This is a genomic window from Rathayibacter sp. AY2B9 (assembly GCF_002931595.1).
Taxonomy (GTDB): Bacteria; Actinomycetota; Actinomycetes; order Actinomycetales; family Microbacteriaceae; genus Rathayibacter.
In genome coordinates, this window is the sequence record NZ_PSUB01000007.1 from 117688 (window position 1) to 132671 (window position 14984).

Below are 14984 nucleotides of genomic sequence, written 5' to 3' on the forward strand. Positions count from 1 at the left end.
CCCTCAAGTCAGCGTGCGCCCCTCGCGCAGGAGCGCCACGTAGTCCGCGATCCGCCGCTCCCGCGTCGCCGCCCGCTTCAGCTGCGAGAGGCGGAAGAGGAACGCGAAGCGCTTCTGCCCGCCGACGGTCGCGAAGAAGGCCAGGGCCTGCGGATCCGCGTCGAGCGCCCGCTGGAAGTCGTCCGGCACCTCCGCATCGCGCTGCCGGTAGGCCGCGTCCCAGCGCCCGTCGGCGCGTGCCCGCTCGACCTCGGCCAGCCCGCCCGGCAGCATCCGGCCCTCCGCCAGCAGCCGTGCGACGTGATCGCGATTGACCTTGGACCACGGGCTAGCGCGACGCCGCGGGGTGAAGGCCTGGAGCTTGAACTGCTCGTCGAAGGCTCCCGCCTGACCGTCGATCCAGCCGTGGCAGAGCGCGATGTCGAGCGCCTCGGCGTAGGTGATCCCCGGATCGACGGCGGCCTTCTTCCGCAGCTTCAGCCGGACTCCGTCCGGGTCGGGCTCGCCGCGGAGGTAGGCGTCCCACTCTTCAGGAGTCGTGAACGGCAGGATCGGCTTGTCGGCGAAGGACACCATGCCGGGACGCTACCGCGCCGGCTCCCCGACGGCCACGGCCCGCCCGTCGGCGCAAGCCCTCGCTCCGCGGACCGCGGCGCTGTGGGATCGGGTGAGCACGTGTTCCCCCTCCCCCCCTCTCGCAAGGAGAAGTCATGCCCACGATCCGCACGGTCACCGTCCTCGGCAGCGGAGTGCTCGGCTCCCAGATCGCCTTCCAGTCGTCCTTCCACGGCTTCGCCGTCACCGTCTACGACCTCTCCGACGACGTCCTCGAGTCGGCGCGCGAGCGGCTCCGCGGTCTCGCGGGCGTCTACGAGTCGGTGCCCGGCGGCGTCGCCGGCGGACCGCAGGAGGCGCTCGACTCCCTCCGCCTCACCTCCGACCTCGCGGAGGCTGTCGCCGACGCCGACCTCGTGATCGAGGCCGTCCCCGAGGACCTGGGCCTGAAGCAGGAGCTGTACGGCCGCCTGGGTGCGCTCGCTCCCGAGCGCACGGTCTTCGCGACCAACTCGTCCACGCTGCTCCCCAGCGACCTGAAGGCCTCGACGGGCCGGCCCGACCGGTTCCTCGCGCTGCACTACGCCAACCACGTCTGGGCGCAGAACACGGCCGAGATCATGGGAACGGCGGACACGGACCCCGCCGTGGTCGACGCCGTCGTGGAGTTCGCCGTCTCCAGCGGCCTCGAGCCCGTCCGGCTGCACAAGGAGAAGGCCGGCTACGTCCTGAACTCGCTGCTGGTGCCGCTCCTCAACGCCGCGTCGGGTCTGCTCATGGGCGGCTACGCCGACCACGAGACCATCGACAAGACCTGGAGGATCGGCACCGGCGCCCCTCTCGGACCCTTCCAGATCTTCGACGTCGTCGGTCTGCGGACCGCCTACAACATCGCCGCCGCGGCCCCGGACGAGGCCTCCCAGGCGTTCGCCGCCCACCTGAAGACGGAGTACCTCGATCGCGGCCGCCTCGGAACGGCCACCGGAGAGGGCTTCTACCGCTACTGAGGACCGCCCCGCGGGAACGACGAAGGGCCCCCGACCGTGAGGTCGAGGGCCCTTCGAGGAGTGCTACTTGCCGAAGTTCTTGTAGCGGCTGTTGAACTTCTCGACGCGGCCGGCCGAGTCCATGATGCGCTGCTTGCCCGTGTAGAACGGGTGCGAGGCGGAGGAGATCTCGACGTCGATGACGGGGTAGGTCACGCCGTCGAGCTCGATCGTCTTGCTGCTCTTCGCGGTCGAGCGGGTGAGGAAGGTCTCACCGGACGCGAGGTCGCGGAAGACGATCGCGGAGTACTCGGGGTGGATGTCGGTCTTCATGGTCGTGTCCTGTCGTCGATGGTCCTGAACCGCACCTGTCGTCGACGGGAACGGGTGGATGAGGGCGGGCGCACCGCGAACGGGCCCGAACCAGCTACCGAGAATACCAGACCGGCAGCGCGCGCAGAAGTCGCGCCGCGCCCGGACCCCGGAGCCGGGGTCAGCCGCGGGCGCGGGCCGAGAAGCGCCCGTTCTCGCGGGTGAGAGCGATGTCGAGCCCGAAGGTCTCGGCGAGCGTCGCCTCGGTCAGGGACTCGGCCAGCGGGCCCGCCGCCACCACCGCTCCGTCGCGGAGGAGCAGGGCGTGGGTGAAGCCGTCGGGGATCTCCTCGACGTGGTGGGTCACCATCACGATCGCGGGCGACGCCGGGTCCTTCGCGAAGCCGCCCAGCAGCTGGACGAGCTCCTCGCGGGCGCCGAGGTCGAGGCTCGCGGCCGGCTCGTCGAGCAGGAGCAGCTCGGGGTCGGTCATGATCGCGCGGGCGATCTGGACGCGCTTCTGCTCGCCGTCCGAGAGCGTCCCGAAGGTGCGCTCGGCGAGGTGCTCGAGCTTCCACTCGGACAGCACGCGGCGGGCGCGGCGCTCGTCGATCGCGTCGTAGCCTTCGTTCCAGCGGCCGGTGACGGCGTAGGCGGCGGTCATCACGACGTCGAGCACGCTCTCGCCGGCCGGGAGGCGGCGCGCCATCGCGGTCGAGGCGTAGCCGATGCGCGGGCGCAGCTCGAACACGTCGACCCGGCCGAGGGTCTCCTCGAGCAGGTGCGCGGCACCGGTCGAGGGGTAGTTCTGCGCGGCGGCGATCTGCAGGATCGAGGTCTTGCCCGCCCCGTTGGGGCCGAGGATCACCCAGCGCTCGTCCTCGGCCACGTCCCACGACACGTGGTCGAGGATCCGCTTGCCGTTCCGGACGAAGGACACATCGACGAACGAGACAACGCTGGGCATGGGAGCCATTCTAAAGGAGGCGGCCGGGAGGCTCAGACGAGCGAGTCGTAGATCGCCCGGGTGTCCCGCGCGATCTGCGTCCAGCTGAAGTGGCTCTGCGCGCGCTCGCGGCCCGCGGCGCCCATCCGCTTCGCCGTCTCCGGGTCGGCGACGACCTCGGCGAGGGCGGCGGCCAGGTCGGCGACGTAGCGCTCCGGGTCCACGGGGGTGCCGGTGCCGTCGGTGACCTGCTCGATCGGGACGAGACGGCCGGTCACGCCGTCGTCGACGACCTCCGGGATGCCGCCGGTCGCCGTCCCGACGACCGCCGCACCGCAGGCCATCGCCTCGAGGTTGACGATGCCGAGGGGCTCGTAGATCGAGGGGCAGACGAACGTGGTCGCGTTCGTCAGGACCGCGGAGAGCTGGTGGCGCGGCAGATGCCGGTCAATCCAGACGACGCCGGTGCGCTCCTCCTGGAGGCTGCGGACGAGGGAGGTGACCTCGGCCATGATCTCGGGGGTGTCGGGGGCGCCCGCGCAGAGCACGAGCTGCACCTCGGGAGGCAGGGTCGCGGCGGCGCGGAGCAGGTAGGGCAGGCCCTTCTGCCGGGTGATGCGGCCGACGAAGACCACGGAGGGGCGCGAGGGGTCGATGCCCAGCTCGGCGAGGACGGCCTCGTCCTCGACCGGGTGCCAGGCGTCGAGGTCGATGCCGTTGTAGACCACGTGGACCTTCGCCGGGTCCAGGGCCGGGTAGGAGCGGAGGATGTCCTCGCGCATGCCGCCTGACACCGCGATCACGGCGTCGGCGTTCTCGTACGCCTCCCGCTCGATCCAGCTCGAGACGCGGTAGCCGCCGCCGAGCTGCTCGGCCTTCCACGGACGCAGCGGCTCGAGGCTGTGCGCCGAGACCACGTGCGGGATGCCGTGCAGGAGCTGGGCGAGACGCCCCGCGGCGTTGGCGTACCAGGTGTGGGAGTGGACCAGGTCGGCCCCCGCCGCGTCCTGCGCGATCTGCAGGTCGACCCCGAGGGTCTGCAGCGCGCCGTTCGCCTCGGCGAGCTCCGCGGGGACGGAGTACGCGAACGTGCCCTCCTCCTCGCGCGGCGCGCCGAAGCAGCGCACCACGACCTCCAGGTCGCTGCGCAGCGCCTTGGTGAGCTCGGCCACGTGGACACCGGCTCCCCCGTACACCTCGGGCGGGTATTCCTTGGTCAGCAGATCGACTCGCACCCCCGAACCGTAGTACAGGGCGCTCCCCCGGCGACAGCCGGGGTCCACGGGGAAGCCCGAGCCCCTACTGTGGTGCCATGCAGTCAAAGAAGATCTTCGGCATCGTCCTCGCCGGCGGCGAGGGAAAGCGCCTCATGCCCCTCACGGCGGACCGGGCCAAGCCCGCGGTGCCGTTCGGCGGGCAGTACCGGCTGATCGACTTCGCGCTGTCCAACCTGATCAACTCCGGTCTCACTCAGATCGTCGTGCTGACGCAGTACAAGTCGCACTCGCTCGACCGCCACGTCTCGCAGACCTGGCGCCTCTCCGGGCTCCTGAACTCCTACGTCGCCTCGGTCCCCGCGCAGCAGCGCCTGGGCAAGCGCTGGTTCAGCGGCTCGGCCGACGCGATCCTGCAGAGCCTCAACCTGATCCGCGACGAGAAGCCCGACATCGTCGTCGTGGTCGGCGCCGACCACGTCTACCGCATGGACTTCTCGCAGATGATCGACGCGCACATCACGTCCGGTGCGAAGGCGACCGTCGCGGCCATCCGCCAGCCGATCGAGCTCGCGGACCAGTTCGGCGTCATCCAGCTCGCCGGTGACGAGGCGGGCGACGGCATCGTCCCGACGATGATCTCCGAGTTCCTCGAGAAGCCCAAGGACGCCGTCGGCCTGGCCGACTCCCCGCACGAGGTCCTCGCCTCCATGGGCAACTACGTCTTCGACGCGGACGCCCTGATCGACGCGGTCATCCGCGACGGCGAGTCCTCCACGTCGGACCACGACATGGGCGGCGACATCATCCCCGACTTCGTCGCGCGCGGCGAGGCCGGCGTCTACGACCTCAAGCTCAACGACGTCCCCGGCTCGACCGACCGCGACCGCTACTACTGGCGGGACGTCGGCACCATCGACTCCTTCTTCGAGGCCCACCAGGACCTCATCTCGGCGCTGCCGGTCTTCAACCTCTACAACCAGCAGTGGCCGATCTTCTCGTCGCAGCTGAACTCCCCTCCGGCCAAGATCGTCCGCGACGGCAAGGGCAACATGGGATCGACGGTCGACTCGGTCGTCTCGCTCGGCACCGTGATCTCGGGCGCGCACATCGAGCGCAGCGTCGTCGGGCCCTGGACGGTCATCGAGTCGAACGCGACGGTCACCGACTCGGTGGTCTTCGACAAGGTCCGCATCGGCCCGGACGCGCTGGTCGTCCGCGCTATCCTCGACAAGGACGTCGTCGTCGAGCCCGGTGCTCGAGTCGGCGTGGACCACGACCGCGATCGCGAGCGCGGGTTCACCGTCACCGAGTCGGGCATCACCGTCGTCGGCAAGGGCGTCGTCGTCCACCCGTAGCACCCCCGCGGGTCGAGCTCTGCGCCCCGGCGCACCCACCCGACCGATCGGACCGGCCCATGAGTGAGCGTCCTGCGACGCCTGCCCGCTTCCTCGTCGTCCTCGACGCGGACTCCACCCTCCTCCAGGACGAGGTGATCGAGCTCCTCGCGGTGCACGCCGGCTCCGAGGAGCGCGTCGCCGCCGTCACGGAGCGGGCGATGCGCGGCGAGCTCGACTTCGGCGAGAGCCTCCGCGAGCGGGTCGCCACTCTCGCCGGGGTCCCGGAGTCGGTGCTCCCCGGTGTGAGCTCGGGCGTCCGCGTCACGCCCGGCGCCGCCGAGCTCGTGGCCGGCGTCCACGCCGCCGGCGGCCGCATCGGAGTGGTGTCCGGAGGGTTCCACGAGGTCCTCGACCCGGTCGCCGGTGCGCTCGGCCTCGACTTCGTCCGGGCCAACCGCCTCTGCTGCGGGGGCGGCCTGCTGACCGGAGCGGTCGACGGGGCAGTCATCGACGCCGCGGCCAAAGCGGAAGCGCTCCGCGAGTGGGCGGCGGTCTCGGGCGTCCCGCCGCAGCGCACGATCGCCGTCGGCGATGGTGCGAACGACCTGGAGATGATGGCGGTCGCCTCCCTCGCGGTCGCCTTCAACGCCAAGCCCCTGGTGCGCGAGCGCGCCGACCTCGTCGTCGGCGGCCTCGACCTGTCGCAGCTGCTGCCCGTCCTCGGCCTCCGCGGCTGAGGCCCGCCTCCCCCGCCCTCAGGGGCGTCAGCGGCCCGCGATCGCGACGAGTCCGGCGCAGCCGAGCGCCAGCGCCCAGCTGACGAGCGAGCCCACCAGGAAGTACTCCGCCTTCTCCCCGTTGCCGCCGTCGCGGGAGATCTCGGGGAAGCGCACGATCCCCTTGGCCGCGAGCACGGCACCGGCGAGGCCGATGGCTCCGGCGAGCGTGAGGCCGGCGATCAGCAGCCGCTCCAGCGGTCCGATCGTGCGTCCGCCCTGGAGGTCCGGCAGGCGGGCGTCGGCCGGCTCCCGACGCGCGAACCGCTCGCTCCAGCGCGGACGCGGCGCGGGCTCGGCCTGCGGGAGCTCGCGGAACAGCGCCGCCCGCACGATCACGTTGCCGCTCTCCAGCAGGAAGAGCCCGGCTCCGACCGCCAGAGCGAGCTGCTCGATCGGAGGGAGCGTGTTCGCGACGGTTGTCGGCGCGAGCGGCCCCGTCGGGACGCCGGCGGCGCGGTCGACAGCGGTCAGCACCAGGACCGCCGCGACGAGGGCGACGGCCGGACGCAGACCCCCGGGCGGCCGCGCGTTCTCGACGGTCGTGGTCGTCAGCAGCCAGGCTCCGGCCAGGACGACGACGATCGCCGCACCGAGCGGCGGGGCTCCGACGAGGAGCGCTGCGGTCACGGCTGCGGCGGCGAGCACGGGGATCGCGAGGAGGGCCGCACGGCGGCGGAGGTGCGTGCGCGAGAGGTCGCCGAGGCCGATCACGGCGAGCAGCAGCGCCGTCAGCACGTCTCCTCCAGCAGGCGCGCGCCGGCGAGGAGGGCGCCCGCTCCCGCGCGCCGCAGCGCCTGCGAGACGGCGGGCTGCGAGATCGACTCCTGCTCGCCCAGCTCCTTCTGCGACGCTCCGCGCAGGCTCCCCAGCACGAGCCGGCGATCGCGCGCGCTGAGCGCTCCGACCAGGGCGTCGCGGGAGAGGAGGTAGGCGTTGACGGCCGCCTCGCCGGAGTCCCCGTCGGCGTCCCCGGCGACGAACCATCCGCGGGCCGTGGGCACGGCACCGTCCTCGAGCGCGTGGGCGCGATCGATGGCCTCGCGCGCGCGCCACCAGCCGGACCCGTCCTCGAGGTCCCCGGCGATCCCCGACCCGACCACCCGCACCTCGCCCAGGCCGATGCCCGCGCGGCAGTCGACGCCGGCCGGGAGCGAGAGGCGCGCCTGCAGCGTCGCCCGGAGCGCGGCGTGGACGGAGGGGTAGATCGCCTGGAACTCGTCGCCGACCGTCGGGTGCAGGGGCTGGATCGCCGGGACCGCGGCCTCCACCTCGGCGAAGCCCCGCTCGATCTCGCGCTGAGCACCCGCCCGGTCGACGAGGGAGCGGGAGGTCACCAGGTCCAGGAGCACGGCGACGACATCAGAGGAGGTCATCGCATAAGCCTAGAGCTTATATCCGCCGGATATAAGCCCAGGGCTTATCGGTCAGTGGCCCATCCCGAGGCCGCCGTCGACCGGGATCACGGCACCCGAGATGTACGCCGCCTCGTCGCCGGCCAGCCAGCGCGTGACCTTCGCGACCTCGGCAGCGGTGCCGTAGCGGGCGAGCGGGATGCTCTTCCGGTACTCCGCCTGCTGCTCCGGCGAGAGCTCCGCGGTCATGTCGGTCTCGATGAAGCCGGGAGCGACGACATTGGCGGTGATGTTGCGGGCGCCGAGCTCGCGGGTCAGCGAGCGGGCGAAGCCCACGAGGGCGGCCTTCGACGAGGAGTAGTTGATCTGGCCCGGCGACCCGTAGAGGCCGACCACGCTGGAGATGAGGACGACGCGGCCGAAGCGCTGCTTGAGCATCCCCTTCGATGCGCGCTTGACGACGCGGAACGCCCCGGTGAGGTTCGTGTCGACGACGGACGTGAAGTCCTCCTCCGTCATGCGCAGCAGCAGGGTGTCGCGGGTGATGCCCGCGTTCGCCACCAGGATCTCGACCGGGCCCAGCTCGGCCTCGACCTGCGTGAACGCGGCGTCGATGGAGGCGGCGTCGGTCACGTCCGCGACGACGGTGAGGGAGCCCTCCGGACCGGAGCCCGAGCGCGCGGTCACGGCGACCCGGTGACCGGCGGCCACGAACTCCTGGGCGATGGCGAAGCCGATCCCCCGGTTGCCCCCGGTGACGAGGACGGTGCGCGGCGTGGTCATGGTGTCCCTCCTGCCGGCGCTCGTGCGGCGCCGGGCGACCCGTACATCCTAGAGGCGCGTCGCGCAACAGATTCCGGGATGAGGCCCTCCCGGCCTGCACCCGCCCGCCGCGACGTAGGCTTGCAGGGCTGTGAAACCACGCGAGACACTCACCTCCCTACCGCCGTCGCCGAGCGCCGAGCGGCGCTCCCGCGCGATCAAGTACTCGATCGCCATGGGCATCAGGATGCTCTGCGTCATCTGCCTGCTCTTCGCCCACGGCTGGTGGCTGCTGTTCTTCGCCATCGGCGCCGTGGTCCTGCCCTACTTCGCCGTCGTGCTGGCCAACGTCGGCAGTGCGGGCGAGCGCGGCAACGTCGAGCGGCCGGGTGCGATCGTCCTCTCCCGGCCGGTCCCGCCGCCCCCCGCCCCCGCCTCCGATTCCGAGGCGCCCACCGGCCCCGAGGGCGGCGACCCGCGGGGAGATCGGCCGTGATCCCGCTCGGCCGGGTCCCCGACGCGCACACCTGCTCCCGAGCGGGCTGCCCGCGGACGGCGACGTTCGCGATCGCGTGGCGGAACCCGAGGATCCACGCGGAGGACCGTCGGAAGACCTGGCTGGCCTGCGGCGAGCACCTGGAGTTCCTGCGCGAGTTCCTCCTCGCCCGCGACTTCCCGCTCGAGGTGAAGCCGCTCTACACGGTCGATCGCGGAGCGGAACGATGAGCGGCGACGCGCCCCGTCCCTCCTGGCGCTTCGTCTTCTCGCGACGCTGGTTCGGCTACCTCGCTCTCGCGATCGTCTTCGCCGTCGCCTGCGTGCTGCTCTCGCGCTGGCAGGTCGCGCGGCTCGACCAGGCCGCCTCGACCAACCGGCTGGTCACCGCGAACTGGACCGCCGACCCGGTGGCGCTCGACGGGCTGCTCCCCGCCGACTCCACGTGGGACGACGCGCTCGAGTACCGCCCGGTCGAGGTCACCGGCGTCTACGAGACGCAGGGGCAGACCCTCGTCCGCAACCGGCCCTACAACGGCAACCCCGGCTTCGAGATCCTGACGCCGCTGCGGCTCGACGACGGCAGCGTGTTCGTCGTCGACCGCGGCTGGGTCCCCGTCGGCTCGACCCAGGACTCCCCCGACGCGATCCCCGCGCCGCCCGAGGGGGAGGTGACCGTCGTCGCCCGCCTGAAGCCCGCGGAGGGACGGATCGACGGACGCTCCGCACCGGCCGGCCAGATCGCCACGATCCAGCTCGATGACCTGTCGACGCAGCTGGACGAGCCCCTGCGGACCTCGGCGTACGGCCTGCTGGTCGCCGAGGCGCCGGCGCCGGTCGACGCTCCCCCGCTGGCCGCGATCAAGCCGGTCGCCGACGAGGGCCTGCACATCAGCTACGCCGTCCAGTGGGTGCTGTTCGCCGTCATGGGCTTCGGCGGGCTCGGCTGGGCGATCCGCCACGAGTACCGCATCCGCAACGCCGACGACCCCGAGGTCGTCGCGGCCGAGGAGCGGCGCGAGGAGCGCCGCCGACGCCGCGGCCGCAGCGACTCCGAGGTCGAGGACGAGCTGCTCGACGCCCGCTAGGCGAGCGTGATCAGGTCGAGGTAGTCGGCCGCCCAGTGGTCCTCGGTGCCCTCCGGCATGATCAGGACGCGCTCGGGGTTCAGCGCCTCGACGGCTCCCTCGTCGTGGCTGACCAGGACGACCGCGCCCTCGTAGTGCGCGAGCGCGTCGAGGATCTCCTCGCGGCTCGCGGGGTCGAGGTTGTTGGTGGGCTCGTCGAGCAGGAGCACGTTCGCGCCCGAGACCACGATCATCGCCAGGGCGAGACGGGTCTTCTCTCCGCCGGAGAGGACCCCGGCCGGCTTGTGCGAGTCGTCCCCGGTGAACAGGAACGAGCCCAGGACCCGGCGCGCCTCGGTCTCGGTGAGGTTCGGGCTGGAGGAGACCATGTTCTCGAGCACCGAGCGCTTGACGTCGATCGTCTCGTGCTCCTGCGCGTAGTAGCCGATCCGGAGGCCGTGCCCGGCCTCGATCACTCCGGTGTCGGGCTGGTCCACGCCGCCCAGGATGCGCAGGAGCGTCGTCTTGCCCGCTCCGTTGAGCCCCAGGATGACGACCTTGGAGCCGCGGTCGATCGCGAGGTCGACGGCGGTGAAGATCTCGAGCGAGCCGTAGCTCTTCGACAGGTTCTGAGCCTGCAGAGGGGTGCGACCGCAGGCGGACGGGGTCGGGAACCGGAGCTTCGCGACGCGGTCGACCGCGCGGACCTCCTCGAGCCCGCTGAGCATGCGCTCGGCACGCGCGACCATCTGGTGCGCCGCTGCGGCCTTCGAGGCCTTCGCGCCGAACTTCGCGGCCTGCAGCTGGAGGGCGCCGGCCTTCTTCTCGACGTTGACCCGCTCCTTCTTGCGGCGCTCCTCGTCGGCGGCGCGCTGGCGCTGGTAGTTCTTCCAGTTCATGTTGTAGACGTCGATGACCTGGCGGTTGGCGTCGAGGTAGAAGACGCGGTTCACGGTCTCGCCGACCAGCTCGATGTCGTGGCTGATCACGATGAAGCCGCCGCGGTAGTTCTTGAGGAACTCGCGGAGCCAGACGACGGAGTCGGCGTCGAGGTGGTTCGTCGGCTCGTCGAGGATCAGCGTGCTCGCGTCGGAGAAGAGGATGCGCGCGAGCTCGATGCGGCGCCGCTGGCCACCGGAGAGCGTCTTGAGCGGCTGGTCGAGGATCCGGTCGGGGAGGTTGAGGTTGCTCGCGATCGACGCGGCCTCCGCCTCAGCCGCGTATCCGCCGAGGGAGAGGAAGCGGTCCGTGAGGTTGCCGTACTTCTTCATGCCGGCCTCGCTCACGGAGGTGTCGCTGCTCGACATCGCGACCGTCGCCTCCTGCATGCCGAGCACCAGCTGCCCCAGCCCGCGGGCGTCGAGGATGCGGGTGCGCGCGAGCTCCTCCGGGTCGCCGGAGCGCGGGTCCTGAGGGAGGTAGCCGATCTCGCCGCCGCGGTCGACCGTGCCCTTCGAGGCGATGAGGTCGCCCGCGAGGACCTTGGTCAGCGTCGTCTTCCCCGCCCCGTTGCGGCCGACGAGGCCGACCTTGTCGCCGTCGCCCACCCGGAAGGAGACGTTCTCCATCAGGAGTCGGGCGCCGACTCGGAGTTCGAGGTCGTGCACGCTGAGCACAGTGCTGTCCGTTCCCGCCAAGAAATGGCGTTCGGTTCGGGAGGAGTGGGGCAAGGGGCCGCGATGCGGCAGCCCCCTAGTATATTTCCTGAGCCGCGGGGCGGATCCACGTCCGCTCACCGCGGACGCGCTCGCTCCTCGCTCTCGGGCGACCAGGACTCTCGGAGATCACCCATGTCCCCTTCCTCTTCCGCCCTCCCGCGCCCGGTCCTCGCCGACCGGCTCGTCACCCGCTCCGTCGCGACCGACGCCCTGCTGGTGCTCGCGGGTGCAGGTCTCACCGCAGCGATGGCGCAGCTGTTCATCCCGATGTGGCCGGTGCCCTTCACGGGCCAGACCTTCGCGGTCCTCCTGGTCGGCACGACGCTCGGCGCACTCCGCGGCGCGCTCTCCATGCTCGTGTACGCGCTCGTCGGCGCTCTCGGCGCCCCGGTCTTCACCGAGGGCTCGCACGGCTGGGCGGTCCTCGCGGGTCCCACCGGCGGCTACATCGTCGGCTTCGTCCTCGCGTCGATCGTCACCGGGTGGCTCGCCCAGCGGCAGTGGGACCGTCGCGTCCTCGGCACGCTGGTGACCTTCCTCGCCGGCACCGCCACCATCTACCTCGTCGGCCTGCCCTGGCTGGCCGCCGCCCTCGCCTCGCTGGGGCTGCCAGCCGACCTCGGCTCCGTCCTCTCCGCGGGACTCGTGCCCTTCCTGGTCGGCGACGCGCTCAAGGCGCTGGTCGCCGCCGCGCTGCTCCCCACCACCTGGGCGATGCTCTCGCGCCGCTCGCGCTGAGCGGTCGCACGGACGCCGAAGGGCCGGGAGGACGACTCCTCCCGGCCCTTCGGCGTCGGTGTGCAGCGGCTAGATCGAGAAGCCGAGTGCGCGCATCATGTCGCGCCCGTCCTCGGTGATCCGGTCGGGACCCCACGGCGGCATCCAGACCCAGTTGATCCGGAACGCCTCGACGATGCCGTCGAGCGACTCGGCGGTCTGCTCCTCGAGCACGTCGGTCAGCGGGCAGCCCGCCGAGGTGAGGGTCATGTGGATGACGAGGGCGTCGTTCTCGTCGTCCCAGCCCAGGTCGTAGATGAGTCCCAGGTCGACCACGTTGACCCCGAGCTCGGGGTCCATGACGTCCTTGAGGGCCTCCTCGACCTGGTCGAAGAGCTTCGGCTCGAGAGTGGTGACCGCCATGATCAGACCGTCGCCGAGGTCAGGAAGCGGTCGTAGCCCTCGTCCTCGAGCCGGGTGGCGAGCTCCTTGCCGCCCTGCTCGGCGACGCGGCCGGCGACGAAGACGTGGACGAAGTCGGGCTGGATGTAGCGGAGGATCCGCGTGTAGTGCGTGATCAGCAGCACGCCGAGACCGGTGCTCTGGTGGGCGCGGTTGACTCCCTCCGACACGATCTTGAGCGCGTCGACGTCGAGGCCGGAGTCGGTCTCGTCGAGGACGGCGAACTGCGGGGCGAGCAGCTCGAGCTGGAGGATCTCGTTGCGCTTCTTCTCGCCGCCCGAGAAGCCCTCGTTGACGTTGCGCGCCGCGAAGGACGAGTCCATGCGGAGGTTCGCCATCGCCGACTTGACGTCCTTCGTCCACGTGCGGATCGCGGGCGCCTCGCCGGCGATCGCGGTCTTGGCGGTGCGGAGGAAGTTGGTGTTGGTCACACCGGGGATCTCGACCGGGTACTGCATGGCGAGGAAGAGGCCCGCGCGGGCGCGCTCGTCGACGGACATGTCGAGGACCTCGACGCCGTCGAGGGTGATCGAGCCGCCGTCGACGTGATACTTGGGGTGTCCCGCGATCGTGTACGCGAGGGTGGACTTGCCGGACCCGTTGGGGCCCATGATCGCGTGGATCTCACCCTGGTTGATGGTGAGATCGACACCGCGGAGGATCTGCTTGGTCCCCTGCTCGGTCTCGACACTGACGTGGAGATCGCTGATCTGGAGAACGGACATTCAGACTTCCTTCGTGACGGTCGGGTCGATGTAGACGTCGCCGTCGATGATCTCGACGACGAAGACGGGGACCGGCTCGTAGGCCGGGAGGTTCAGGGGGGTGCCGGTGCGGAGGGAGAACTGGGAGCCGTGCGCCCAGCACTCGAGGCTGTCGCCCTCGACGAAGCCCTCGGAGAGCGAGATCTCGCCGTGGGTGCAGGTGTCGCCGATGGCGTGGATCTCGCCGGCGGAGTCCTGCACGACCGCGATCGCGACTCCGTCGACCTCGACCCGCATGGCCTGGTTGGGGATCAGCTCGGAGACCGAGCAGATCATCGCGGCGTTGCTCATGCGCTGACCGCCGCTCCGCGGGAGGAGCCGGTCTGGCCGGCGCTCCCGGCGAGCTCCGCCTCGATCGCGAGCTGCAGGCGGTCCTCGAGCTCGGCGACCTTGATCTGCTGCACGATCTCGCTGAGGAACCCGCGCACGACCAGGCGTCGCGCCTCGTCCTCACGGATGCCGCGGGACTGCAGGTAGAAGAGCTGCTCGTCGTCGAAGCGGCCGGTCGCCGAGGCGTGCCCCGCTCCGGCGATGTCACCGGTCTCGATCTCGAGGTTCGGGATGGAGTCGGCGCGCGTGCCGTCCGAGAGGACCAGGTTGCGGTTCTGCTCGTAGCTGTCGGTGCCGGTGGCGCTGTTGCGGATCAGGACGTCGCCGATCCAGACGGTGCGCGCGCCCTCGCCCTGCAGCGCGCCCTTGTAGGTCACGCGGCTGCGGGTGTCGGGGGCGTCGTGGTCGACGTACACCTGCTGCTCGAGGTGCTGGCCGCCGTCGGCGAAGTACAGGCCGAAGAGCTCGCCGTCCGCTCCGCGCTCGACGAGGTGCGCCGAGGGGTTCACCCGGACGATGGAGCCGCCGAGCGTGACCACGATGTGCTTCACCTTCGCGTCGCGTCCGACCCGCACGAAGTGGTTGGCCAGGTGCCGGGCGTCATCAGCCCACTCCTGCACGGTGACGACGGTGAGCTGCGCGCCCTCGCCGACGAGGATCTCCACGTTCTCCGCGAGGGAGGCCTCCCCCTCGTTCTGCAGCACGACGACGGCGCGGGCGTAGGGCGCCGCCTCGATGATCGTGTGCGCGGCGCGGGGTGCGGAGCCGAGGCCCGAGCGGACGAGGGTGGCGACCTTCTCGTCCTCGCCCGTCACGCGGACGGCGAGAGCCTTCTCGAAGCTCGACCAGGCGTTCGCGGCGGCGCGGTCCTCGGGGAGGCCGGCGGTGCCGATCCGCTGGTCGTCGCGGCCGACCCACGAGACGTCGACACCGTCCACCGCCGCGTGCTCGAGGGGGGCGGGCGAGCCGTCGAGCGCGCCGTCGATCAGATCGCCGAGGCGGGCGACGGGCGTCAGCTTCCAGGCGATCTCGCGGCCGGTGACGGCCTCGAAGGCCTCGACGTCGGCCGACGCGAAGCGCTCGGAGCGCGTCTGCACGGGCGTGAACGCCCCGTCGGAGTGGGCGCTGACGCCCAGGCGCTCAGCGGCGGCCGCGCCGTCGATCTCGGGGGTCGCGGCGCTCGTGGGGACCGTCATCTGGCGGTGGTTCCTTTCGATGGGTGCGGGGCGCCCCGTCCGGGCGCCC

General features: G+C 71.5%; 19 protein-coding genes. 7 read left to right on the forward strand and 12 right to left on the reverse strand.

Annotated elements, in window-relative coordinates:
- Positions 1 to 3: 3 nt before the first annotated feature.
- Positions 4 to 576, reverse strand: a complete 573-nt coding sequence (locus C5C25_RS08700) for a YdeI family protein (protein WP_104250358.1) — start codon at positions 574 to 576, stop codon at positions 4 to 6.
- Between the two features lie 134 nt (positions 577 to 710).
- Here C5C25_RS08700 and C5C25_RS08705 point away from each other — a divergent pair, with 134 nt between their 5' ends.
- A complete protein-coding gene (locus C5C25_RS08705; RefSeq protein WP_104250359.1) occupies positions 711 to 1562 on the forward strand; it encodes a 3-hydroxyacyl-CoA dehydrogenase in 852 nt (283 codons plus the stop codon).
- A 63-nt stretch (positions 1563 to 1625) separates the two neighbouring features.
- Here C5C25_RS08705 and C5C25_RS08710 read toward each other — a convergent pair whose 3' ends face one another.
- From C5C25_RS08710 to glgA, 3 genes are all read right to left on the reverse strand, one after another.
- Complete coding sequence (locus C5C25_RS08710; protein ID WP_068253003.1) at positions 1626 to 1874, reverse strand: type B 50S ribosomal protein L31; 249 nt, start codon at positions 1872 to 1874, stop codon at positions 1626 to 1628.
- A 160-nt stretch (positions 1875 to 2034) separates the two neighbouring features.
- Positions 2035 to 2820 carry an ABC transporter ATP-binding protein gene (locus C5C25_RS08715; RefSeq protein ID WP_104221964.1) on the reverse strand — a complete coding sequence of 262 codons (786 nt, stop codon included), beginning with the start codon at positions 2818 to 2820 and terminating at the stop codon, positions 2035 to 2037.
- Between the two features lie 32 nt (positions 2821 to 2852).
- Positions 2853 to 4034: a glycogen synthase gene (gene glgA / locus C5C25_RS08720; RefSeq protein ID WP_104225282.1), complete on the reverse strand. Its 1182-nt coding sequence runs from the start codon at positions 4032 to 4034 to the stop codon at positions 2853 to 2855.
- Positions 4035 to 4111: 77 nt separating this feature from the next.
- Between glgA and C5C25_RS08725 the strand changes: the two genes are divergently transcribed.
- A complete protein-coding gene (locus C5C25_RS08725; protein WP_104221960.1) occupies positions 4112 to 5371 on the forward strand; it encodes a glucose-1-phosphate adenylyltransferase in 1260 nt (419 codons plus the stop codon).
- Positions 5372 to 5430: 59 nt separating this feature from the next.
- Complete coding sequence (gene serB / locus C5C25_RS08730; RefSeq protein WP_104225283.1) at positions 5431 to 6090, forward strand: phosphoserine phosphatase SerB; 660 nt, start codon at positions 5431 to 5433, stop codon at positions 6088 to 6090.
- Between the two features lie 27 nt (positions 6091 to 6117).
- Here serB and C5C25_RS08735 read toward each other — a convergent pair whose 3' ends face one another.
- Genes C5C25_RS08735 through C5C25_RS08745 form a run of 3 tightly spaced genes read right to left on the reverse strand, consistent with a single transcriptional unit; the run spans position 6118 to position 8267 of the window.
- Complete coding sequence (locus C5C25_RS08735) at positions 6118 to 6867, reverse strand: hypothetical protein (protein ID WP_104250360.1); 750 nt, start codon at positions 6865 to 6867, stop codon at positions 6118 to 6120.
- Positions 6861 to 7505 (reverse strand): SatD family protein, encoded by a 645-nt coding sequence (locus C5C25_RS08740; protein WP_104221954.1) that lies wholly within the window; start codon positions 7503 to 7505, stop codon positions 6861 to 6863. Before C5C25_RS08740 ends, C5C25_RS08735 begins: the two co-directional genes overlap by 7 nt.
- A gap of 51 nt (positions 7506 to 7556) precedes the next feature.
- A complete protein-coding gene (locus tag C5C25_RS08745) occupies positions 7557 to 8267 on the reverse strand; it encodes a beta-ketoacyl-ACP reductase (protein ID WP_104225284.1) in 711 nt (236 codons plus the stop codon).
- Positions 8268 to 8397: 130 nt separating this feature from the next.
- Between C5C25_RS08745 and C5C25_RS08750 the strand changes: the two genes are divergently transcribed.
- Genes C5C25_RS08750 through C5C25_RS08760 form a run of 3 tightly spaced genes read left to right on the forward strand, consistent with a single transcriptional unit; the run spans position 8398 to position 9829 of the window.
- Positions 8398 to 8742 carry a DUF3099 domain-containing protein gene (locus C5C25_RS08750; RefSeq protein WP_104250361.1) on the forward strand — a complete coding sequence of 115 codons (345 nt, stop codon included), beginning with the start codon at positions 8398 to 8400 and terminating at the stop codon, positions 8740 to 8742.
- Positions 8739 to 8972, forward strand: coding sequence for a hypothetical protein (locus C5C25_RS08755; RefSeq protein WP_104250362.1), 234 nt, complete (start codon positions 8739 to 8741; stop codon positions 8970 to 8972). The genes C5C25_RS08750 and C5C25_RS08755 overlap by 4 nt, the downstream gene beginning before the upstream one ends.
- The gene (locus C5C25_RS08760) at positions 8969 to 9829 is read left to right on the forward strand and encodes an SURF1 family protein (RefSeq protein WP_104250363.1); all 861 of its coding nucleotides are present in this window, start codon (positions 8969 to 8971) and stop codon (positions 9827 to 9829) included. Before C5C25_RS08755 ends, C5C25_RS08760 begins: the two co-directional genes overlap by 4 nt.
- Here the strand turns inward: C5C25_RS08760 and C5C25_RS08765 are convergent.
- Positions 9826 to 11424 (reverse strand): ABC-F family ATP-binding cassette domain-containing protein, encoded by a 1599-nt coding sequence (locus C5C25_RS08765; RefSeq protein WP_104221943.1) that lies wholly within the window; start codon positions 11422 to 11424, stop codon positions 9826 to 9828. The genes C5C25_RS08760 and C5C25_RS08765 overlap by 4 nt on opposite strands.
- A gap of 174 nt (positions 11425 to 11598) precedes the next feature.
- On the opposite strand from C5C25_RS08765, the gene C5C25_RS08770 reads away from it, so the two are divergent.
- Complete coding sequence (locus tag C5C25_RS08770) at positions 11599 to 12204, forward strand: biotin transporter BioY (protein WP_104232632.1); 606 nt, start codon at positions 11599 to 11601, stop codon at positions 12202 to 12204.
- A 69-nt stretch (positions 12205 to 12273) separates the two neighbouring features.
- On the opposite strand, the gene C5C25_RS08775 is transcribed toward C5C25_RS08770, so the two are convergent.
- The 4 genes from C5C25_RS08775 to sufD are packed head-to-tail and all read right to left on the reverse strand — an operon-like array spanning position 12274 to position 14935.
- Entirely contained in the window at positions 12274 to 12606 is a 333-nt protein-coding gene (locus C5C25_RS08775; protein WP_104221939.1) for a metal-sulfur cluster assembly factor, read from the reverse strand.
- A gap of 2 nt (positions 12607 to 12608) precedes the next feature.
- On the reverse strand, positions 12609 to 13370 hold the full coding sequence (gene sufC / locus C5C25_RS08780; RefSeq protein ID WP_104221937.1) for a Fe-S cluster assembly ATPase SufC: 762 nt from the start codon (positions 13368 to 13370) through the stop codon (positions 12609 to 12611).
- Positions 13371 to 13700 (reverse strand): non-heme iron oxygenase ferredoxin subunit, encoded by a 330-nt coding sequence (locus C5C25_RS08785; protein WP_077222834.1) that lies wholly within the window; start codon positions 13698 to 13700, stop codon positions 13371 to 13373. It abuts the gene before it with no gap.
- The gene (gene sufD / locus C5C25_RS08790; protein ID WP_104232633.1) at positions 13697 to 14935 is read right to left on the reverse strand and encodes a Fe-S cluster assembly protein SufD; all 1239 of its coding nucleotides are present in this window, start codon (positions 14933 to 14935) and stop codon (positions 13697 to 13699) included. Before sufD ends, C5C25_RS08785 begins: the two co-directional genes overlap by 4 nt.
- Positions 14936 to 14984 lie beyond the last annotated feature (49 nt).